Below are 22281 nucleotides of genomic sequence, written 5' to 3'. Positions count from 1 at the left end.
AGTGTGGGAGAAGGAGTGGAATGATCAAAAAAGGACAGGCAGGATGTCACGGAATGGGGCCGGCCACAATATGGCCTCCAGTCCTGTTTTTCATCCTATGCTTCTTCTCTTCTTTTCCTTCAGTCCTGTTCGCCTATAATCCTCTCGATGTCTGGCATGCCAGGGTCCTCCCTGCACAGGCCGCGTATCCTTATCATGGAGCCGCCTTTAATGGCAATATGCTGGTGACGGTGGGGGAGCAGGGGACGATCCTCACATCGAGTGATGGAGCAGAATGGGCGGTGGCGACCTCGGATACGAGGAACCGCCTGAACGGCATATGCCATGGGGCAGGAACTTTTGTAGCTGTCGGATGGCTGGATACTGTCCTCACATCATCAGACGGCGCCACCTGGGCACTCCGGTCAACGGGCAGCGGTTACGACCTTTACGGCGTGAGCTATGGTAATGGAGTCTTTGTAGCCACGGCAGGCTCCAAAGGCAAGGTCCTCACCTCTCCCGATGGTGTAACATGGACCCCGCAATCTACGGGAAGCTCGGAGTTCCATATAGGCGTAGCTTACGGCAACGGTATTTTTGTGGCAGTCGGCACCGGCGGCTCCGTGTATACCTCGAGCGACGGAGCTGCCTGGATGAGCCGGTCTTCCGGCGTGGCCGATCGCCTTCTTGCCGTCACTCACGGCAACGGCAATTTCATTGCAGTGGGGGAAAACGGGGCAATCCTAAGCTCTTCGAACGGTTTTGATTGGACGGTGCGGGCATCGGGGAGCGATGTGATCCTCTATGGCGCCGCATACGGCGGCGCCTATTATGTGGTGGTCGGCTCGGCAGGGTTTATTATTACGTCCCCGGATATGATTACCTGGACCTTCCGTTCGTCGGGGACGGCTCAGGACCTCTACGGCGTCACATGGAATAGTGCGACCTTTGTCGCAATTGGGGCAGGGGCCGCCATGATTCAGTCGGATACCTTTGACAGGAGGGTCTCCATCTCGAAAACCGGCACAGGCTCGGGTAATGTGACAAGTGTTCCTTCGGGCGTCGATTGCGGAAACACGTGTGTCTCAAGCTTTCCGGCCGGCATTGCGATCACCCTTACCGCCTCTCCTTTGAACGGCGGCAGTTTCACGGGCTGGTCGGGAGCCTGCTCCGGCACGGGAACCTGCGGGATCACGCTCGACTCCGATGCTTCCGTAAGTGCCGTTTTTACCGCTCCTGCAACGGGAAGATTGAGTGTGGCTGAAGAGGGGACAGGTGTGGGGACCATAAGAAGCGCCGATGGTGGAATAAGCTGCGGCGCCTTTTGCTCTTCCGTCTATGACTATGGTACGCAAGTGATTCTCACGGCGGCCCCGTCTTCCGGCTCCGCCTTCACGGGCTGGTCGGGTGTATGCTCGGGCACGAAATCATGCGTGGTGACCATCGATTCGGATAAGAGTTTGACCGCCGCCTTCCATGCAGCCGACAGCGATCCTTTGGACAACTGGCACAGGAAGACGCTCAATACTGTTGAATTCCCGCTTCATAGCGTTGTTTACGGAAACGGCACGTTTGTGGCGGTGGGCTACGAGGGCGTTGTTATCAGCTCGGTAGACGGGAGGTCGTGGAGAAAGGCGCCGTCAAGGACCAAAAAGTATATGTACAGTGTTGCCTACGGCAATGGTCTCTTTGCGGCAGTAGGATGGTCGGGGGTGATCCTCACGTCCCGCGATGGATTCGTATGGACGAGAAGATCATCAGGTCTCACTTCCGACCTTTACGGCATTACCTTTGGGAATAACCTTTTCGTGGCAATCACCGGGCAGGGCGGCATGGTTCTGACCTCGCCGAACGGCATCAAGTGGACCAAAAGGTCCTGGGCCTCATATGACGTATTGATGAGTATTACATATGGAAACGGCACTTTTGTCGCCGTGGGATGGAATGGAAGCATTTATACATCTCCTGACGGCTCCGCATGGACACCGATGTCATCGGGAACAAGGGTAAGGCTTCTATCCGTCGCATACGGCAACAGCACATTTGTGGCAATCGGTGAAGATGGTCTCATCCTGACCTCATCCGATTGCGTCACGTGGACGCCCCGAATCTCCGGGACAAGCGTTCCCCTTTACGGGGTCAGCTTTGGAAACGGCCTATTCGCAGTCACGGGTGGCTCGGGTATGATCCTGACCTCAACGGATACGGTAAAATGGACGGGCAGGGCATCTAATATATCAAGTGATCTATATTCAGTCTGCTACGGGGAAGATATGTTCGTAGCCGTGGGTCTTTCCGGGTCCGTGCTCAACTCTCGGGACGGAATCGAATGGGCTAATCCTTTCCGGATAAATTCAATAATATCGATAAATAACGTCTTCATTGCCGTGGGAGATTCTTCCATGGTACTCCTTTCGCCTGACGGAGACCAGTGGGCGTGGTGGTCGTGGGGTGGAGGGGAGGACCTCTACCGGGTGACTCTGGGCCAGGGCCGTGGGTTCGTGGCTGTAGGGAAGTCGGGCGCGATAGTCTCCTCATCGAATGCGATGAAGTGGGTCAAGAGGCACTCGGGGACCGATCAGAATCTCCATGGAGTCGCATGGGGAAAGAAATTATTCGCCGCAGTCGGGGCATCGGGAACAATCCTTACGTCGGGAAACGGCGCTTCCTGGACGAAACGGCGATCACCGGACGCCTCGTCCCTTTATGATATCGCCTATGGAAACAATGTCTTCGTTACGGTCGGTGAATCAGGGACTGTCCTGATTTCTTCAAACGGCATCACATGGAGTGTCGTACCATCGGGCGTCGACAGGGATCTCCTTGGAATAACCTATGGGAATTCATTATTTGTGGCCACAGGGAAAGATGGTGTCCTGCTCACTTCTCCGGACGGAGTAGCCTGGACCCCCCAGAATTCGGGGAGCACCGCATTTCTTTACGGCATCGGATGGGGAAATAACACATTTGTCGCGACAGGGGGATCCGGAGCATTGCTGACGTCTCCTGACGGTCTCACCTGGTCCTCCAGGGTTTCGGGCACGGGAGTGACATTACGCGGCGCTTTCTACGGCGGAGGGTCATTTATTGCCGTGGGAGATGAGGGGACGATCCTTCGCTCCGACCCCATGACCCTTCCTGCGGGTTCCGGGAAATAGAAGATTCCCTCAAGAAACTGTTTTATTCAGAGAGACCGGGATTCCACACCGGATGATGCTCATGCTTCTTCTTCTTCTTCTTCTTTCTCCATCCCGTCCTGAGTCTCGATTCGAAGTGCTTTCGCCTCCACCAGAACGAGAGCCACCTTGTGTCTCGCCAATCCCAGGATCCTGCTGAATGTGGGCCGGGAAACACCCATCTTTTTTGCCGCCTCCTCGTGATAAAGGCCCTGATGGTCGGCAAGGCTGATCGCCTCGAATTCGTCCGGCTTCAGAGAGATCTCTTCAAGGCGGGTGAGAGGAACGCCTCTCGGCTTGAAGTAGACGGCGTGGGGGATGCAGTTCATGCATCGGCATTTCCTGGGTCGGGCCATGGGTTTATGGTAAACACAGGCCCATCACAAGTCAAGTTAAATATTCGGCCGGAAAAGCATTGCATCGGCTGTTCCGCATATAACATTGATCAAATTCATTGCGCGGAGGAGACATGAGGGAGAGATTGGCGTTAGTTTCGGTATCCCTGTTCATTTGTCTGTTCCCCTGGTTTATTTCCAGCAGCGCGACTGAGGAAAGCTCCTGCATGAAATGCCACACCGATGCGCAGATACTGAAATCCCTCGCCAAAGCCCCGGTCGTACAAGGCGGAGAAGGCGAAGGGTGAGCGGGCTCGCCTCCGCCAGTTAAGGCGGATGAGATTTAAAGGGCTATCTGGTCGACAGGTCCCTGATCGGCAAAGACCCTCATCTTTCGGATGGGTGTACTCCATGTCATAAGGGAGACGGCAAAGGGGCAACAAAGGAAAAAGCACACTCGGGCCTGGTCGTGAGACCTTCGGACGATCTGAAGACATGCGGGGCCTGCCATGAGGAAATCGCCGGTACATACAAGACCGCCCTTCATTACACCACAATGGGGCAAAAACATGGAGTTTCCGCCAGGTTTTCAAAGAGCGAGAAAAAGACCTTCGATGAAAGGGTCTTTCAACAGTCATGCCGGTCCTGTCATGCATCCTGTGGGGACTGTCACGTCAAGGGTCCATCAATAGGCGGTGTGAGCATCGGTCTCATAAAAGGGCATAAATTCGTGAAAAGAGATGAGGGAAAGACCTGCGCCTTCTGCCACGGCGGCAGGGTATATCCCGAATTTACCGGTGAATACGGGGGTACGGCAGATGTGCATTATGAGAAGGGCATGATCTGCCTCGATTGCCATTCAAAAGCGGAAGCCCACGGGAACGGCCGCTCGTATCAATCGAGAAGGAATTGCCTGATAAGCCGGCGTGCGTGAAATGCCATAAGACGGGTCAGGAAAAAAACGAGAAGGCAAGGTCCGCCCATATTGCCCATACGGCAAAAGTGAGCTGCCAGGCATGCCATTCGGCGGCCCCGTACCGTAACTGCTTCTCCTGCCATCTGAGCAAAGGGGCGACTTCCCGGCCTGATTTCATACTCGGACTCAGCCCGCGGGACAAGGGCCTCGTCACCACCCTGAGGACCGTGCCGGTGGTGAGGGATACCTTTTCGAGCGTGGGGATCAATATGGAAAATTTCGATAAAGTACCCAATTATTGGGATACATCCCCTCATAATATAAGGAAGAGAACCGAAAGGACCCGCTCCTGCGAGGTATGTCATGTCGAGAAGAAGGGGTTTCTCACAAAAGAGAAGTTGATCCCCGATGGCTCCAGGGCGAATGATGCATTATTATATTCTATAAAACCCATCAAAAAATAGGAGGACATGAACTGGGTTATAAGAACGTGAAGACTATGACGGGGCAATGGAAGAATGGGCAAAGGACACCCAGGCGCCCATGGTGAAGTATAGCTGGTAAACCCGGACTACTTGTAGAAGACGGGAGAGGGACAGACGTTCACGAGAGGGTCTTCCTGTCGGAATTCCCTCTCGTCTTTTATTCAGCGCTCTGCGCTTTGCGATAGAAAGCTGCCCCGTCTTCCGTCAATTTGCGGCGGGACAGGGGGTCCATATATAATTGATGGCCTCCGTCGTAATACCGGACGGTAATGCGGCGCCTTAGGTCGGCATCGGGACCCATTCGGTTGAAACTATATTTTGCGGCGAAATAGGATGTGACCAGGTCATAATACCCGCCTGCCATAAATACTTTCAGAAAACGGTTTTGATTAAGTGCCATGGCAAGGCTTGTGGTCGTATTGACGTAACCACTATCCGCGGAGCCCCAATTCCATTGATGATAAATCTTGTCCGAGATGAATTCGTAGGGCAGATCGCTCTCCCATTTCAGCTCCCCTCGCAGATAATCGTTGCAGGCCGAGAGCATGGGCGCCGTCACTTCAAACATGCTCGGGTCCTCCATAAATTGCTCGTAGCGGTAATTCGCGGTAAAACGCGAATCGTAGAGTCCCAGGCGGAGGTTCCTTTCATCCAGAAGTTGGCCCGCAAAGACCCTCCTGTCGATACGAAGGTTGGAATTTCTGATCGTGAGATGTCTCAGGCCGGTGTAAAGGGCAAGTTTGTCTACGATTTTTTCTCTCTCGGCAGCCGTAAGAGTATATCCCATTGAAAGGGCCGGCAGGTATTCCTGAAGCGCAAAAAGCTCTACCTCTGCCCGTGTTTTCGCCGGATCAGCTTTGAGAGCGGGAGAGAGTTTTCCGTGATACTGCGAGGCGGCAGTATAGGCGGGCAGAAGAAGGGCATAAAAGAGGTCATTGTCGGGACCCGGCAAAACGGATTGAAAATCGAGTACGGTCGAGATGAGGACGATTCCATTAAGCGCCATGCCCACTTTGTCCTGGAGGTACTTCGAAAGACCTGCCGCCCGGGTAGTGCCGTAGCTTTCGCCGGCCAGGAACTTCGGTGAAAGCCATCTCTCGTAGCGGGTAGTGTAAAGGCGGATGAACTGCGCCACTGACTCGATATCCTTTTGAACCCCCAGAAAGGCCTCTGCCTTTACACCTTCCACGGGTCGGCTGTAACCCGTGCCAATGGGATCGATAAAGACGAGGTCGGTAAAATCGAGCCATGTGTCATCGTTAGTTGTCCACCCATAGGGCGGAGGGACCCCCTTTCCCTCATCCGAGAGGATCACTCTCCGGGGACCCATGGCAGCCATGTGAAGCCATACGGACGCTGCCCCCGGGCCTCCGTTGAAAGAAAAGGTAAGCGGTCTTGTCCCCTTCTCCGTGCCCGGCTCCTTTATATAAGAGATAAAGAAGACGTGGGCAACGACCTTTCCGGATTCATCACTGAGGGGAAGGTACCCCGCAGTAGCCGTATACTCGACGGTTTTGCCTTTGATAGTGATGGAATGGCGGGTTACCGATGGCTTTTGGTCCCACGGCTGCTTTCGCGTATCCTTCGGCTCCTTTGCGGGCGGAGAGTCGCTCTCTATTTTCCGCGCCCCTTTGTCGACGCCCCCTTGAGCCCCGGCGAAAGGAGATAAGGGTCCGACGATAATGAATGCCAACACCGCTATAACAAAAAGAATACGGCCTCTTATGGTCATGGTCCCCTCTCTCCCGGAATTATTGAGATACCATCAAAATACCCGAATCCGATTGGATATATGGATCGGACCGGTGACTTGTTACAGTTCTAATTATAATACTTAAATGATCCGGAACAGAGGAAGGGGATAAAGAATGTAAAGAGAAGGGAGGAAAAAGGGGGAGGCAAACTCCCCCTTCGCATCAATATTACTTCTTGTCGGCGGGAGCTGCCGCTTTGTCGTCTTTCTTGTCAGCCGCTTTCTCAGCTTTCTTCTCAGCTTTCTTCTCAGCTTTCTTCTCGGCTTTCTCAGCTTTCTTCTCGGCTTTTTTGTCGGCTTTCTTCTCGGCGGCTACCGGTTTCTCAGGGGCGGCGGCAGGCTTATCCTGCGTAAAACCCGTAGATGCGAATACAACGCTGATCATAAGTGCGAGTACAAACATTACAACTTTCTTCATTTTGCTTCTCCTCAAGTTAGATTTTGACTACAAGGGTAACCGTTTGCATATCTGATGCCACACAGAACTATCGGCTAAATCCCTAAAATGTAAGAAAGAGAGGTTTTGTGGGTATCAGTTGATTCCGTGAAATAACGAATAGTGATCGATTTTTTCGTCATATCAAGAAATAAGGCTCGTCTCGCAGGATCATCGGATAGAGATCGTATGCGATCTCCATACTCCGGCGGAAGGATGAATGGACCTACGGATATCAATGCGGGAAGAGGTCCCGGGGTGTTCCCGGAGAGGGCCGGGGATGAGGACAGCACGAAAGGGGCCCGCTCAACTGAGTTCGGAGTCGATCCTGAAGAGACCCTCTTCATGGGCGATGGCGACTGCTTCCCCGAATTCCTCCCTGGTGACCCTGCGGGCGAGAGGCGAGCCGGGCGGAATGAGATCGCCACAGGGGTAATACTGGTTCATAATGTTCACGTACGTAGCCGTCGATATCCGGCCCGCGAGAAAACGCATGGCTTCACGGGTGCCGGCAAGGCCGGCCGGAAGCACGAGGTGACGCACGAGAAGGCCACGCAGGGCCATCCCCCGGTCATCTATAATAAGATCGCCCACCTGGCGGTGCATCTCGAGTATGGCCTTCATTACGACAACAGGGTAATCGGAGGCCCCTGCATATTCCCGCGCAGCATTCCGGTGGAGAAACTTCAAATCGGGCATATAGATGTCGAAAATGCCGTCGAGGAGTCTTAATGCCTCGACTGAATCATATCCCCCCGTGTTGTAGACGAGAGGCACGGAGAGGCCCCTTTCAATCGCCTCCGGCAGGGCCTTCAATATATGGGGAACAAAATGGCTGGGGCTTACGAAATTGATATTATGGCAACCCCTCTTCTGGAGGGAGACCATGATGGAGCTTAGCTCACTGAAGGAAATTGCTTCTCCCTCGCCCAACCTGCTGATACTATAGTTCTGACAGAAGATACAGCCGAGATTGCAGTAGGTCATGAATATGGTGCCAGAGCCGTGCATGCCCACCAGGGGTTTCTCTTCGCCAAAATGGGGGCCGTAGGACGATACCTCCGGCAGACCTCCTGCGCGGCAAAAACCTTTCTCCCCAAGGGTGCGGTCTATGCGGCATCTCCTGGGGCACAGGTCACATTCCTTCAGGATATGAAAAGCCTGCTCGATGACGGGCGGAAAACGTCCTTTTTCGTACGCGTCAAGATATGACGGTTTCATAAACCTTCTTCGCCATCTCAAGGGGTGGTCGTGAGCTTTCTTAGCCTTTGAAGCCCCGAAGCCTCAGGGAGTTGGTCACCACGGAGACGGAGCTTACCATCATGGCCAGGGCGCCGAAGATCGGCTCCAGTCGGATGCCGAAAAAGGGATAGAGGAGGCCGAAGGCAATGGGGATTCCCAATATGTTATAGATAAATGCCCAGAAGAGGTTTTCTTTAATAATCCAGATTGTCTTTTTAGACAGCTTGATTAGGCTCACCAGTCTTATGAGTTGGCCTTTCATGAGCACCACGTCCGCAGACTCTATGGCGATATCGGAGCCCTTGCCCATGGCGATTCCCACGTCGGCGCCCGCCAGGGAAGGGGCATCGTTTATCCCGTCACCGACCATGGCGGTTATGCCCTTCTTCTTATACTCCTCCACCACCTGAGCCTTCCGATCGGGGAGTACGCGATACTGATAATCCCTTATCCCCACTATTTCCGCAATCGTCGCGGCCCCGGCCATGCTGTCGCCGGTGATCATGACGGTTTCTATACCCATTCGGGCAAGCTCCCTGACCACCTCCGCAGCTTCCTCCCGGACCACGTCACTAAACGTGAGGATGCCGATGAGGCCTTTATCACCCCAGACGAGGACGGGAGAGGAGGCCTTTTTTTCCTTCTCGTGGTATATATCCTTTGCCGTGCCGTCCAGGGTCCTGCCCGACTCCTCGTAGAGGGCTGCGTTGCCCACCCGGTAAATGTTTCCCTCTATGCTCCCCTGAATGCCTTTGCCTGTAATCGCCTTGAAATCATCGACTTTAAGGGTGGGAAGGGCAAGAGGCTCGGCCTTTTGCCTTAAGGCCTCAGAAAAGGGATGTTCGGAATGGCGCTCCAGATTATAGGCAATACTCAACAGGTCGTCTTCGGAATTTCCTTCAAAGGGTATGATATCTGCGAGGGTGATGACCCCTTTCGTTAAGGTGCCGGTTTTGTCGAAGAGCACATACCGCACTTTATTGGTTACCTCGAGGGCCTCCGCACTTTTGATGAGAATGCCGTTCTTGGCGCCCGCGCCCGTCGATACCATTATGGCAGTGGGAGTTGCGAGGCCCAGGGCACAGGGGCAGGCGATAATGAGGACGCTCACGAAGGAGAGGATAGCGTTGGTGAGCCGGGGCTCCGGTCCCACAATAAACCAGACCGCAAAGGCAAGGATTGCGATGACCATGACCGTGGGAACAAATACGCCCGCCACCTTGTCCGCAAGGCGCTGCACGGGAGCTTTGGTGAACTGGGCTTCCTCCACGAGACGGATCACTTTGGAAAGGACCGTATCTTTTCCGACCCTGACCGCTTTGATGGTAATCGAGCCTTTTCCCGTAATAGTCCCGCCTATGACTTCATCCCCGGGCCCCTTGCTTACAGGCATCGATTCACCGGTGATCATGGACTCATCCACGTGGGTTGCCCCCTCCAGTACGGCGCCGTCGATAGGGACCCTTTCGCCCGGCCTCACGAGTATTGTGTCGCCCACTTCCAGGGCGTCTGTAGGCACGCGGACCTCATTGCCGTCTTTAAGGACTATGCAGTCCTTCGGGGAAAGTTCGTAAAGCATCTTTATGGCCGTATAAGTCTTGGTTTTTGCCTTGGATTCGAGATAGCGCCCAAGGAGGATCAGAGTAATAATGACCGCGCTCGTATCGAAATAGGTGACAGGCTTGATTCCGGCGGATTCTATCACGTGAGGGAAGAAAGTGACGAAGACGCTGTAAAAAAATGCGGATGAAGTGCCCACCGATATTAGGGTATTCATGTCGGTAGTCAGGTGTTTAAGGCCCTGAATCGCGGAGCGGTGAAAGCGGAGGCCGAAATAAAACTGGACCGGAAGAGTAAGGATAAGAAGAACCACGTCCGGGAGGACCATCCACATGGAGAAGAGCATGATCACTGCGCTCAGGCACGCGGAGAAGATGAAGCTCCTTTTCAGCTCCGCCTCCTCTTTCCGCGCGCGAATGGTCACGTCGGCTTCGAGGTCTACGTCGTAGCCGATGTCCCTTATGAGGCGTATCACCTCTTTGAGCTCGATCTCCCTTTTCGGGATAATGACAGCCTTCTTGAGGGGGAAATTGACCCGGGCCTCACCCACGTCCGAAAGTTTATTCAACTCCCGCTCGATCCGCGCGGCACATGCCGCGCAGCTCATCCCTTTTATGGGTAGTTCAATTTTGTCGGGCATCGGGCCTCCTCATACTACATTGCGGACTTGTAATCCCCGGTTCGAGCCGGGAGCCCGGGACGAGCGCCGGAGTCTACACTTTACGTGCAGCACCGGTTAGCTGCCGCAGCACCCCGGGTGACTGCAGGTATGGGCAGACGCACACGTATCGGGTGATCCGGAGCAGCCATCAGGAGCGAAGGACGACCGGCTTCCGCCCATGGAAACATTCGCCGCTGACATTAGCTTGATCAAATCGGAGCCGCCACAACTCCCGCAGGGGGGAATATCTTCTTTCCCGAGTTGGAGTACCTCCGTCACCGTTCCGCATTTTTCACATCTATACTCGTATATCGGCATTTTTACACTCCCTTTTGATCTCCAGGACACTGCATTCCCAGCAATCCCTTAATGTGCGCAGCCGTGGCCCTGGTCATGGCCGCCACAGGCATGTTGAATCAGCATTTCAGGCAGACCCGTGGTCACGAGAATGTCGAGATTCTCTTTCACCGTGGGAGCGACCGCGCGAAACACCCGGATACCCTTTGAATTCAGGCCCCGGATGGCCCCTGCGCCAATTCCGCCCACTACCACGGCATCCACGTCCTGGCCTCCCATCGCCATAATAGGATTACACGCTCCATGAACATGATGCAAGTCTTTATTGTCTACCGCAACCGCCTGGTCCGCCGTGGTGTCGACCACGATGAAAGCCGGTGCGGAGCCGAAATGACTGTAGACGCTGCTCTGAAGCCCCTGGTCTTTTTCAACTGCGAAACATACTTTCATGAGAAATCCTCCGTTGATGTTTTATTGTAAACCTTAACTCGAAAAATAAATGCCCTCGAGGTTGAATCCTCTATTCCATCTTGTCGTCAAATCAAAAATCCATTTTTTTAATTATAAACATATGCTCATAATATGTCAAGGGCAGTAGCTGCTGTTTAAACTTGACTTTTTGCCGTGATAATCTTATGAACACAGTAATTGCCGCATAGGAAATAAGAGAGGGAGGTCATCCATGGAAAAGGGCATAGAAGGGAAGGGATGGAATCCCTATCTCGCGGGGGCGTTGACGGGTCTGCTCCTCATATTCTCCGCCTGGTTTACGGGCAAGTATATAGGGGCATCGACTACTTTCGTCAGGACAGCCGGCCTCATTGAGAAAGTATTCGCTGAGGAGCGGGTACGAGGAATGGAGTACTTTATAAAGGAGACACCGAAGATAGATTGGCAGTGGATGTTCGTTGCCGGCATCTTCGCCGGCTCTCTTATCGCCTCGGCTACTTCAGGGAGTTTTCGTGTGCAGGCGGTGCCGTCGAGATGGGAGGAGCGTTTCGGTCCGGGGAAGATGAAACGCGGGATCACCGCCTTTGCGGGAGGGGTTGTTGCCATGTTCGGGGCCCGTCTCGCCGACGGGTGACCGAGCGGACACGGGCTGAGTGGTTCACTCCAGCTTTCGGCAAGCGGTTACATATCACTGATTTGCTTCTTCGTGGGGGGACTCATCGTGGCGAACATCCTCTACAGGGGAGGGGTAAAGAGATGAGCGAGCTCATGTACGGCCTTATTACGGGTGTCATTTTCGGGTATTTACTTCAGAGGGCGCGGGTGATCCGGTATGATAAGCAGCTCGGGGCGCTTCTTCTCGAAGATATGACGATAGTGAAATTTATGTTTACCACGATCCTCGTGGCCATGGTGGGAGTCTACCTCCTTAAGGACCTCGGACTGGTGAAGCTGGCCATAAAGCCCACGATCCTCGGGGCAAATATAATAGGAGGCCTCCTTTTCGGCGCGGGCTGGGCCCTCTTCGGGTATTGTCCCGGCACTTCCCTGGGCGCCCTGGGCGAAGGACGGTGGGATGCCGTCTGGGGAATTCTCGGAATGCTCGTGGGAGCGGCCCTGTTTTCCGAAGCGTACCCTTTAATGAAAGGTAATATCCTGAGCTGGGGCATGTACGGTAAAATCACCCTGCCTCAGATCTTCGGGATCAACCACTGGGTTGTGGCCGCAATTCTCGTCATCGCGGGAATTGCCATGTTCCGATGGTTTGAAAAGAAGGCATTATAAAACGATTAAAATGGATCATCGTAAGGGAGATAATTGATTGTGATAGACAGATGGATAGAAGAGATAAAGAAGAATTTCGATCCCGATGAGATAGGCATGATGCTTGCCCATAATGGAATAGTCAGGGGAACCTCGAAGGAGGGCAGGCCGGTAAAGGGCATGATCCTCTCCTACGATAAAGAACTTCTTGAAAAGACGGTAAAAGAATTCAAAAGAAGAGAGGGAATTGCGGAGATCAGGGCGTGGATCAACGAGGGGGAGCTTTACGTGGGCGATGATATCATGTTCCTCCTTGTTGCGGGAAGGTTTAGGACCGATGTGCTGCCCGCCCTCCAGGAGCTCCTTTCCGTCGTAAAGAAAGAGATAGTCCACGAAAAGGAGATTGGCTGATGCAAAAGAAACCGGGGCTAAGTGTGTCGAACGAGAGGTCTCCCGGGATGAAGGGGCGTAAATATACTCTCGCCCCACCACCGTACTCGCGGTAAAAACAGTGTCTCGGCCATAATCCTCTCGTATGCATCTATAGATCGGGAAATTACTGGGCATGGGTGATGATCCATAAGGAGTGACGGCGAAGTCAATTAATACTGAGGAAATGCACTAATAAATCGAACGTATCCTTCCGGTCCTTTTATCTATGATCAATTTATCTACAAGAGTCCCGTCGGGCTCTGTAATCTCGGCAATATAGAACCACCTTCTTTCGACGGTAATCGCAACCTGCAGGGTCCTCGACGAGCCGGCAAAATACTTCTCTATGGCCTGTTTCGCCTCTGCGCTGTTTTTCACGGCTCTTCTGCCGCCGTAAGGCCCCCAGTGGCGTCCGGGGCAGGAATGGCCGTAAGGCATCCCTTCATACCATCCCGGCTCCCTCGGCTGGGCCCGGGAAGGCAGAGGCATAAGGATCGATGCCGCCAAAATAGCCATTAAAACCATTCGTATCAACACTGTGCCGCCTCCTCAAAATAAAAACCGGGGACCCCGCACGAACGGGGTCCCTGTGGTGAACGTATATTTTACCACATATTGCAGTTGCCGCGGCCGGCACCTCTGCCGCCCATACCCGAACCACCCATTCCGCCCTTACCGGAACCACCCATTCCCGGTCCGTAGCCTGCAGGAAGGCCCTGTTTTTGAGCTGCGGTCCTGATCTTGGCGCGAAGATCGATCATCTCCTTCTGGAGGGTTGCTATCTTTGTCTGATCGGGCTTCTCCTTTGCAAATTCGTTTCTGATCTCCACACGCTTCGCCATCGCCTCATCTCTCAAGGGGAGGGTCTCTTTCTGGAACGCCCTGAGTGCGGCGGGGTCGATCGGGGTCTGCGTGCCTGCTTCCTGGCCGTTTCCGTATGCACACGGGCCACAACCGCCGCCCCGTCCCTGCCATGCGAATGCCGCGCTTCCCAAAAATACGACGCCCAATGCTACCACTAATGCTGCCAATCCGATTTTTTTCATCTCCTATTCCTCCTTTGTGGAATATGTAATTTATAGTGTAAGTATAAAGGAGGAATATGAAGGGCTCACGAAGAGATTATGAAGAATTGTGAAGACCGGCCGCTGGCAGGTGAATGAGAAATGAAGCGCCCTTTCCCAACACGCTCGTCACCTCTACTTTCCCTCCGTGGGCCTCTGTGAGTTCTTTCACGATGGTGAGACCGATTCCGAGACCTCCTGCCGGGCCTTTATAAAACCTCTCGAAAATCAAAGGCAGATCTTGCGGTCTTATTCCCGGTCCGTCATCTTCAATCGCGAGAAGCCCCTCGCTTTGCTCTTTCGAAGCTATTATCCGCACGTGCCCGCCTGAGGGTGCCGCTTTTAGGGCGTTACTAAGGAGATTGAGCACGATTTGGCTGAGCCGTTCCGGGTCCGCCCATACCACAGGCTCTCCGCGATGCACCAAGTCCAGGGATACCCCTTTCTCTTTAAAGTTTGCCTTAAATCTTTCGGCTATATTGGCAAGAAAAGGTCCCAGGGGAAGATCTTGCCGCTTCAGGGAGAGCCTGCCCGCTTCCGCTTGATTCAACTCTTCTATGGCATCGACGACGTGCTTGAGGCGGCCCGTTTCATCGTAGAGTGATTGGAGACGTTCGGGATCGTTCGGCATGAGGCCGTCCAGCATGGCCTCGAGCTCTCCGCGCATGACACCGAGGGGGGTCCTTAATTCATGCGCAACGTCGGCAATGAGCTTCCTCCTCAGGGTCTCGTGGGTCTCAATGGCGTTACCCATCCTGTTGAAGACGTCAGAAAGATCACCCACTTCATCGCGCCTGCGAATCTCCACGCGTTTGGTGTAGTCCCCGCGGCTTATGGCTGAAGCTGCCTTTGACAGTTCAAGGATAGGTTTCGTGAGTCGTCGCGATAGAAGTATGCTGAGAAGTGCAGCAAGACCGCCGAGGACGATAAGAGAGGCAAGTAAGAACAGGTCGGATCGCCGCACGAAGAGGCTTTCTTTTGCGGGCTTGAGCTCCCTCAGTTCCAGGGTGCCGATCTGAACGCCGCCAAGGAAAAGAGGGTAGGGCATGAAATCACCCGTCGGACCGGCAGCCCTGTAATCCGAGAGGGCTTTAAGTCTTTTTTTCACGAGAGGAGTGGCAGTTGCGATCGCCTGCTCTGTATCCATGACGGGCTTCCCGTCACGGTCCCGCAGTTTCATCTCAAATCCCAGGTTGAGCGCCCACAGAGCGTCTTCTGCCTGCGTATCCAGCCTCCAGCCGGAGCTCCGGTCAAAGGAGCCTTCGAGGTGGGCGAGAATCCAGTACACCTTATCTTCTTTTTCTCCCTCGAGATAAGATGCGAAATCCCTGAGCATGAGCTCCCGCACCGCAAGGGCACTGCAAAGGGAAAGGAGCGCCACGCCGAGGAGAAGGAGTAGAAACTTGGGACGAAGGCCCTTAACCATCCCGACTCACAGAAAAACGATAGCCCACCCCATAAATCGTGTGGATAAAGAAAGGGTTCTGGAGGTCGTCTTCGATCTTCCGGCGGATATTCTTGATATGGGCATCAACGCTTCGCTCATAGCCTTCGAACTGGTACCCCAGGGCTTTTTCCACAAGCTCCCCCCGGGTGAATACCCTGTGGGGGTTGCTTGCCAGGGTAAAAAGGAGCTTGAATTCCGTGGGGGTCAGGCGGACAAGGTTCCCTCCCTTCATTACCCGGTAATCCTGACCGTCTATAGACAAGGATCCCCCGTGAAAGCTTAAAGGTTCTTTGCCCGAGAGGTCGCCCTTTTCAAAACGTTTGAGCACCGCCTTCACCCTGAAAACCAACTCGCGGGGGCTGAAGGGCTTTACCACGTAATCGTCCGCGCCGAGGGCGAAGCCCGCGACCCTCTCCTCTTCGGATGATTTTGCCGTGAGCATGATGATAGGGATTTCACCGAGGTCCCTGAGCTCAAGGCAGAGTTCTTCGCCCGTGGTGTCAGGCAACATCAGGTCGAGGATCACCAGCATGGGTTTCTCTTTGCGGGCCGCGTCAAGGGCCTCTTTCCCTCTCTCCGCATGGACCACCCGGAAACCCGCGCCCTCCAGGTATACCCTTACGATTCGGGCAATCTTCGGGTCATCTTCCACGATAAGTATGGGATAAAGCATAGTACACTCTACACTACAACCCACCGAAGCGCAATTTCAAGGCGCTAAAGGGGACGAGGAGCGAACCGGGCAAAAGCGCATCCAGCGCCACAGGTTTCATTTCGGTCGCAGGCCGGGGCATGCCGGGGGCTGGAGGTGTCTCTTTCCCGGATCGACGAGAAATTCACGCCGGAGGAGATTACGCCCGATGATAAGGGGATATTTCACGGCCGAGCGGTCATTCAGATTGACCAGCACTTTAAATTTCGTGGTGCCGACGCAGAGCTCCAGTTCTACGACCGGCCTCTCCTGAATCCCCATTGAGGAGGTTACATTGCCATATCGCACTATGGGCAGGTCGTACTCCTGCTCCCCGAAATCCTCCGGCAGCTTAAAGGTTACTTTTTTTTGTTTCACCACTATATCCCGGGCATCGAGGGATGTCATGGATGCCCCGGTATCGACCCTTGCAGGCAGTTTGATACCCCAGGGAAGGAGGACCACCTCCTCGATGTATCCGATCGTGGCCAGGTCCTTCGCTGCCGGCGCGGATATGGAATAAAACAAAATTGCCGCAGCCGACATAAGAAGAAAACCGATTCTTATTGCTCTTTGCCTTCTAGCGCCTGTCTCAATCTTCCTCTGCATGGCCTTCTTCCTTTCGATGACCGTAAATTTATTCCTTCTTCACCCGCACAGGGATGGAGAAGGAATTATCCTGTTCATATATATTTACCAGAAGAGAGAAATAATTGTCCACATAGATGAACGGCAGAGGTATACTAATCTCACGAGGTTCTTGGATGGTAATGGGACTTCGCATTAAAAAGAGAAGAGACGGCAGGGGGTAAGCTTAATTAGCGGCCTCATGAAAAAGCCTCATAAGAAAACGAACAAAGGTCTTACAGGAAAGGAGTATTGGGAGATCTTCTTTCGGAAAGTCTCCCAACCGATTATCGTCCTTGCCGCAGACCGCACCATACTCGAAATAAATCCATGCGCTCTCGAATTGATGGGGATGGACGAAGAAGCCGTATTGGGCATGAAATGCTACGAGCTGTTCCATGGCGCAAATCTGCCCGCACCGGGCTGCCCGTTGGAGAAGCTCCTCCTTGATGGATCGATAGAACCCGCTGAAATGGAGATAGAGACCCTCCGGGGCACTTTCCTGGTCTCCTGCGTCCCCCTGGCTGATGAGGAAGGAAAGGTGACGCGCATTATCCACATCGCGACCGATATTACCCGTATGAAACAGGCCCAGGAGGCGTTGAGAGAGAGCGAGGCGGAATATCGGAGCCTCTTTCAGAGGAGCACGATCGGTATATTCCGGAGCACGCCGGGAGGAACCTATATCAACGTTAACCCCGCGTTTGCAAGAATGCATGGGTTCTCCGATCCTGCGCGGATGATGGAGGAGGTGAAGGACATAGGTGCTCAGATTTTCGTCCGCCCGGAAGATCGCAGGGACCTCGTGCGTCGGTTGGAACAAGGAGAGCCGGTAGTGGGCTTCGAAACAAAGGTCTGCCGCCGTGACGGCGAAGAGATCTGGATCTCCATGAATGTTCGGGCCGTTCGTGACGGAGAGGGTAAGGTTGAATACTACGAAGGAATTGTGAAAGATATCTCTGAAAGAAAGGCCGCGGAAGAGGTGCTCAGGAAACGGGAAGAGGAGCTCGGTATAAAGTCTGTCTTTCTTGAAGAGGCCAATACGGCGTTGAAAGTCCTGCTCCGAAACAGGGAGGAGCATCAGAGGGAGCTGGAAAAGGCAATGATGGGAAATATAAAGGATCTGGTTTTCCCATACCTAGAGAAATTGAAAGCGGGGCAACTGAACGAGAGCCAAAAGGCCTTTGTGCTGAGCATTGAATCTATTCTGGACGAAATTATGTCACCTTTTCTTCAGAAGATGAATGCCGTCTATTCCCGCTTCACCCCCACGGAAATGCAGATTGCCGACTTTATCAAGGGCGGGAAGACGAGTAAGGAAATCGCGGCCCTCCTGAATATATCGAAGAGAACTGTCGACACCCACAGGGATAATATCCGGGCGAAGCTCGGGCTTCACACGAAAAAAATCAATCTCCGATCTCACCTCGTTACACTTCACAATACGTAGTTTAACTAAGTACTATATCCGGATAAATTCAGCATAAAGATTTTACTCAGATACTCGACAAAATTATTATGAATGGAGCGCCCTTTTGTCCGGCATGACAGACTTGAAACGAGGAGGAAGAAAGGTGAGAGATGTGGGTATTGGTAAAAAGCTTATTATAGGGTTCAGTATGGTAATCGGCATTATGGTGATTGTGCTCATGATGGCCTATGTCAACATGAAGCAGGTGGACGCCACCTTCGACAGGGTCATGAAGGTGAATGTGGCGAAGGTGGCTACATCTAATGCGGTGATCAAGGCAATAGACCAAATATTTTATGGAATGGCCGTTATTATAATGACCGATGATGCTTCCGTAATCGAGGAGCAGAAGAAGCTGGTCGGCGTGAAGAGACAGGAGCAGGGTGCCGGCTTCGCGGCTTTGCAGAAACTCGAACAGACAGAAAAGGGAAAAGAAATCATCGCTGAACTGAAAGAAACTGCCCTGAGAGGAAAAGAAGCGAACCAGAAGGTGGGCGAGCTGGCGAAGGCGGGAAAGCGGGACGAGGCCCTTGCCGCTTTCGTACGGGATGCGCGTCCGGCAGGGACAAAAAATATAGAGCTCCTGGAGAAGCTCATTGCATACCAGGAAGAGGCCATGAGCGCGGCTCACGAGGCAGCCCTCAAAAAAGGAAGTTTCTTCAGGCTCCTTCTCGTCATATTCAGCATTATCGCCGCCGGCCTCGGCCTCGGGACCGCATGGTTTCTCACCAAGAGCATTACCGTCCCTCTTTCGGAGGGGGTACGGATTGCGGACAAACTTGCCAGAGGCGAGCTCGATGTCGAAGTGAATGCCGACAGGCATGATGAGGTGGGCAAACTTCTCAACTCGATGAAAAACATGGTGGAAACGTGGAAGACTTTGATTAAAGGGGTAAAGACTTCCGCGGCAAGCGTTGCATCGGCGAGCCATGAATTGAGCGCAAGCGCAGAACAGCTGGCGAGGGGCGCCACGGCACAGGTGGAGAGGACGATCCAGGTATCGACAGCCTCCGAGGAGATGTCGCAGGCTTCTCTCGATATCGCGAAAAATGCGAATAGTATTTCAGGATCTGCCAAGGAGATGGTTCACACGGCGGAGAATGGAAGCGGAATAGTGAACAAGTCCGTCAATGAGGTAAAAGAGATCGCGAAGACGGTACATAAATCTTCCGACCTCGTGAAGCAGCTTGGGGAACAGTCGGAAAAAATAGGGGAGATAGTGCTGGTAATCAATGAGATCGCAGATCAGACAAATCTCCTCGCCCTTAATGCCGCGATAGAGGCGGCCCGGGCCGGAGAGGCAGGCAGGGGATTTGCGGTTGTTGCGGACGAGGTGAAGAAGCTCGCCGAAAGGACGGGTAAGTCCACGCAAGAGATAGGCAGTATGATAAATGCCATTAAAACCGGAGTGGACAGGGCAGTCCAGTCCATGGGCGAGGCGTCGGAGAGCGTGAGACTCGGCGTTGAGCTATCGAACGAGGCGGGGTCAGCCCTTGGCGAGATAGTGGGCAGCTCCTCGAACCTCCAGTCCATGGTTCAGCAGATCGCTACCGCCATAGAAGAGATGAACTCGACGACGGACGAGATCGCGAAGGACATAGAACAGGTCGCGGCGGTAACAAAAGAATCATCGAGCGCTGCCGAGCAGGTGACACAGGCTGCCCTTGAGCTCTCCAGTCTATCCGTCACTCTTGAGGATTCAGTCCGGGGTTTCAGGATATAGATTTTTAATGAGAGGGATCTGCATCCGGCGGTCCGGTTTTCGGGCCGCCGGTATTTCATATCATTTATCTCACTCAGTACGGGTTGCCTACCAGGATAAAGGCGCCCCAATAAAAAGGGTTTGCCTTCTTTCTCATTAACTCCAATTTTGACTGCCTGAGAGCTTCCGCCTTTGGTTTTCCCTCCGCCATGAGCCCGTAAAACCGGGTCATGAGCTGCATGGTTTCCGCACTGGGAACGCTCCAGAGGCTCAGGACCACTGCCTTCGCTCCCGACAGTATGAACGCCCGTTTCAGACCGAAAACGCCTTCTCCTTTCTCCACGTCCCCCACTCCCGTTTCGCAGGCCGACAATACCACGAGCTCGGTGCCCAGAAGCCTGAGGCCCATAACCTTCTCCGCGCTCATTATGCCTTCGTCCTTTCCTTCTTTCAGGGAAAGATTGATGCCCGCGAGGGCGAGGCCGGAGCGGAACATGGGACTGTCCTTGAGGGGCGATTCCCGGGGGGAGGCGCCGTTGGCGGTGTCCTTGCCCTCATCTTTCCCTATGAAATAGCCGTGGGTAGCCAGGTGTACTATGGCGGGGGACTCGGCGGCGAGGAGGACCGCCTCGATCGCGTGCCGGTCCTGGTAATTGCGGACCGGAATGTTCATCTTCTCGGTGAGGATTTTCTGGATTGTATCCGCCTCGCCTTTTGTGTCGGGAAGCCTCGAAAACGAGCTAAGGCCGCCTGCGCTCGTCCCAGCCCCCCCTTCGGCGCCCTGAGTCCGGGGACCTTCTTTGGTTGTCGAGTTGGGCAGGGTGACGCCGAGGTCATAATCCGGGTCGGCAAGTATGAGCGCCGCGACAGCTTGTTTCTTTGGCGAGTGCTTGCCCTCGAGCCGGGCAATATCCCTTCCGGCGGCAATGTAGCTGATCTGATATTTTTCTATGGGATAAATCCCTTCGGCATTTGCCAGTACTTCAAAGGGCACAAGGTTGAGGTTTCCGTCCGGGCTTATGTACAGGTGCCGTTTTTCTTTGATGTATGGTTCGAGGGGGGCCGCGACGAGCGAATAGAGCAGGCCGCCCTCTTTGTCGAGGGTTCTTTTGTTGGGTACATACCCTGACCTGGCAGCGTTCATTGCTTTCAGGTAAGACCCGATATGACGGTCTATTTTCTCCGCCGGACCGAGATCGAGAAGGGCGACGCGCGGTGGTGCGCCGGGACTGAGGATGAAGACGAGGTACCGGGGCTCGGACCAGACTTTTTTCGTAAAATCGAATATATCGATCTTTGCAAAATCGAGATAGATGGAGTCCGTGGGGAGTATACGGGAGATGCCGGCAGTGTCGGTTTTTCCCGCCTTCTTCTCTATCTCGAAATCGCCGCTCAAGGATGAGAGCTCCGCTTCGAGGCTCTCCTTGGCCTTTTCACGGGATGCGAGGCTCTCCTTGATCTCTTTGAAGGTCGCATCGCTCCACCGGGAGGTCTGGAGTTTCGCGATCTCCCTCCGGGCCTTTGTCAATTTCTGGAAAAGCTCCCTCACCTTCTCGTTGCCGGAAGAGACCACAGCGGCGAGGTGCTTGCCCTGGGCCTCCATGACCGCCCCTTTCCATTGGAGCCAGGCATCGAGCGTCTCCTTCACGGCCAACTCGTCCGAAGCCATATATGCCGCGGAATGGCTTAAAAACTCGAATGTGGATATCTCCGTCTCCTTCATATAATTGAGCTTCTCCCTTTCGGAGAGGAGGAGAAAGACATTATTCCTTTTGACGGCCTCTATCTTTATGCTCTGGACAAAAAAGCGATGGCTCTCCTTATGTTTCCCCTGGTACGCGTAAAGAAGGGCGAGCTCTTTCGCGGTGGCCCCGACTTTGGGATGGGTTTCCCCTAAGGCGGCCCAACGCAGGTCATACGCCTTCCGGAGATAGTGGGAAGAGGAGTCGTACCTGGCTGACAGGCGGTAGAGGACCCCAAGGTTATGCTGGCTGTCCGCCGCAAAGGCCTGATCCTTGCCATAGGATTTTTCCCGTATTTCAAGGGATGTTTTGTAACGCTCCTCGGCCTCTCGATATCTGCCTGTTGCCGTGTAAAGACCGGCAAGGGTGTCGAGGCTCTCCGCAACCGCAGGGTGATACTTGCCGAAGGCCTTTTCCCTGATATCAAGGGACCTCCGGAAATACTGCTCCGCCTCTTTTATCGCGCCCCGGGACTGGTAGAGGCCCCCGAGGGAATTGAGAGTTTCGGCAACTTCGAGGTGGTCTTTACCGAGCGCTTTTTCCCGAATCTCT

20 protein-coding genes are annotated in these 22281 nt (G+C 53.8%); 8 read left to right on the top strand and 12 right to left on the bottom strand.

The window, feature by feature from the left end; genetic code table 11:
- Positions 1-20 precede the first annotated feature (20 nt).
- On the top strand, positions 21-3137 hold the full coding sequence (locus VGJ94_03720) for a hypothetical protein (GenBank protein ID HEY3275705.1): 3117 nt from the start codon (positions 21-23) through the stop codon (positions 3135-3137).
- A 59-nt stretch (positions 3138-3196) separates the two neighbouring features.
- Here the strand turns inward: VGJ94_03720 and VGJ94_03715 are convergent, their stop codons facing one another.
- A complete protein-coding gene (locus tag VGJ94_03715) occupies positions 3197-3511 on the bottom strand; it encodes a DUF134 domain-containing protein (protein HEY3275704.1) in 315 nt (104 codons plus the stop codon).
- A 448-nt stretch (positions 3512-3959) separates the two neighbouring features.
- Here VGJ94_03715 and VGJ94_03710 point away from each other — a divergent pair, with 448 nt between their 5' ends.
- Positions 3960-4424 (top strand): hypothetical protein, encoded by a 465-nt coding sequence (locus tag VGJ94_03710; GenBank protein ID HEY3275703.1) that lies wholly within the window; start codon positions 3960-3962, stop codon positions 4422-4424.
- The gene (locus VGJ94_03705) at positions 4400-4870 is read left to right on the top strand and encodes a multiheme c-type cytochrome (GenBank protein ID HEY3275702.1); all 471 of its coding nucleotides are present in this window, start codon (positions 4400-4402) and stop codon (positions 4868-4870) included. The genes VGJ94_03710 and VGJ94_03705 overlap by 25 nt, the downstream gene beginning before the upstream one ends.
- A 178-nt stretch (positions 4871-5048) precedes the next feature.
- On the opposite strand, the gene VGJ94_03700 is transcribed toward VGJ94_03705, so the two are convergent.
- From VGJ94_03700 to VGJ94_03680, 5 genes are all read right to left on the bottom strand, one after another.
- A complete protein-coding gene (locus VGJ94_03700; GenBank protein HEY3275701.1) occupies positions 5049-6623 on the bottom strand; it encodes a hypothetical protein in 1575 nt (524 codons plus the stop codon).
- Between the two features lie 190 nt (positions 6624-6813).
- Positions 6814-7062, bottom strand: a complete 249-nt coding sequence (locus tag VGJ94_03695) for a hypothetical protein (protein HEY3275700.1) — start codon at positions 7060-7062, stop codon at positions 6814-6816.
- Between the two features lie 324 nt (positions 7063-7386).
- Positions 7387-8301 (bottom strand): radical SAM protein, encoded by a 915-nt coding sequence (locus VGJ94_03690; GenBank protein ID HEY3275699.1) that lies wholly within the window; start codon positions 8299-8301, stop codon positions 7387-7389.
- 40 nt (positions 8302-8341) lie between these two features.
- On the bottom strand, positions 8342-10522 hold the full coding sequence (locus VGJ94_03685; protein HEY3275698.1) for a heavy metal translocating P-type ATPase: 2181 nt from the start codon (positions 10520-10522) through the stop codon (positions 8342-8344).
- A 387-nt stretch (positions 10523-10909) separates the two neighbouring features.
- A complete protein-coding gene (locus tag VGJ94_03680; GenBank protein HEY3275697.1) occupies positions 10910-11290 on the bottom strand; it encodes a NifB/NifX family molybdenum-iron cluster-binding protein in 381 nt (126 codons plus the stop codon).
- A gap of 232 nt (positions 11291-11522) precedes the next feature.
- Between VGJ94_03680 and VGJ94_03675 the strand changes: the two genes are divergently transcribed.
- The 3 genes from VGJ94_03675 to VGJ94_03665 are packed head-to-tail and all read left to right on the top strand — an operon-like array spanning position 11523 to position 12964.
- The gene (locus tag VGJ94_03675) at positions 11523-12050 is read left to right on the top strand and encodes a YeeE/YedE thiosulfate transporter family protein (protein ID HEY3275696.1); all 528 of its coding nucleotides are present in this window, start codon (positions 11523-11525) and stop codon (positions 12048-12050) included.
- Positions 12047-12574 carry a DUF6691 family protein gene (locus VGJ94_03670; protein ID HEY3275695.1) on the top strand — a complete coding sequence of 176 codons (528 nt, stop codon included), beginning with the start codon at positions 12047-12049 and terminating at the stop codon, positions 12572-12574. Before VGJ94_03675 ends, VGJ94_03670 begins: the two co-directional genes overlap by 4 nt.
- A 39-nt stretch (positions 12575-12613) precedes the next feature.
- Positions 12614-12964: a molybdenum cofactor biosynthesis protein MoaE gene (locus VGJ94_03665; protein ID HEY3275694.1), complete on the top strand. Its 351-nt coding sequence runs from the start codon at positions 12614-12616 to the stop codon at positions 12962-12964.
- A 210-nt stretch (positions 12965-13174) separates the two neighbouring features.
- Here VGJ94_03665 and VGJ94_03660 read toward each other — a convergent pair whose 3' ends face one another.
- The 5 genes from VGJ94_03660 to VGJ94_03640 all read right to left on the bottom strand — a co-directional run bounded on the left by VGJ94_03660 (position 13175) and on the right by VGJ94_03640 (position 16796).
- Positions 13175-13522 carry a hypothetical protein gene (locus VGJ94_03660; GenBank protein ID HEY3275693.1) on the bottom strand — a complete coding sequence of 116 codons (348 nt, stop codon included), beginning with the start codon at positions 13520-13522 and terminating at the stop codon, positions 13175-13177.
- 68 nt (positions 13523-13590) lie between these two features.
- Positions 13591-14031: a hypothetical protein gene (locus VGJ94_03655; protein HEY3275692.1), complete on the bottom strand. Its 441-nt coding sequence runs from the start codon at positions 14029-14031 to the stop codon at positions 13591-13593.
- Between the two features lie 76 nt (positions 14032-14107).
- On the bottom strand, positions 14108-15475 hold the full coding sequence (locus VGJ94_03650; protein HEY3275691.1) for an ATP-binding protein: 1368 nt from the start codon (positions 15473-15475) through the stop codon (positions 14108-14110).
- A complete protein-coding gene (locus tag VGJ94_03645) occupies positions 15468-16169 on the bottom strand; it encodes a response regulator transcription factor (protein HEY3275690.1) in 702 nt (233 codons plus the stop codon). The genes VGJ94_03650 and VGJ94_03645 overlap by 8 nt, the downstream gene beginning before the upstream one ends.
- Positions 16170-16265: 96 nt before the next feature.
- A complete protein-coding gene (locus VGJ94_03640; protein ID HEY3275689.1) occupies positions 16266-16796 on the bottom strand; it encodes a RimK/LysX family protein in 531 nt (176 codons plus the stop codon).
- Between the two features lie 220 nt (positions 16797-17016).
- On the opposite strand from VGJ94_03640, the gene VGJ94_03635 reads away from it, so the two are divergent.
- Positions 17017-18264 (top strand): PAS domain S-box protein, encoded by a 1248-nt coding sequence (locus VGJ94_03635; protein ID HEY3275688.1) that lies wholly within the window; start codon positions 17017-17019, stop codon positions 18262-18264.
- Positions 18265-18388: 124 nt separating this feature from the next.
- Positions 18389-20008 carry a methyl-accepting chemotaxis protein gene (locus VGJ94_03630; GenBank protein HEY3275687.1) on the top strand — a complete coding sequence of 540 codons (1620 nt, stop codon included), beginning with the start codon at positions 18389-18391 and terminating at the stop codon, positions 20006-20008.
- 73 nt (positions 20009-20081) lie between these two features.
- On the opposite strand, the gene VGJ94_03625 is transcribed toward VGJ94_03630, so the two are convergent.
- On the bottom strand, positions 20082-22281 hold a 2200-nt coding region (locus VGJ94_03625), incomplete at its 5' end, for a CHAT domain-containing tetratricopeptide repeat protein (protein ID HEY3275686.1).

Source organism: Syntrophorhabdaceae bacterium, assembly GCA_036504895.1.
In the GTDB taxonomy this organism is placed as follows: domain Bacteria; phylum Desulfobacterota; class Syntrophorhabdia; order Syntrophorhabdales; family Syntrophorhabdaceae; genus PNOM01.
The sequence above is the reverse complement of the archived record's forward strand: the minus strand, read 5'-3'. Positions and strand labels throughout refer to the sequence as shown.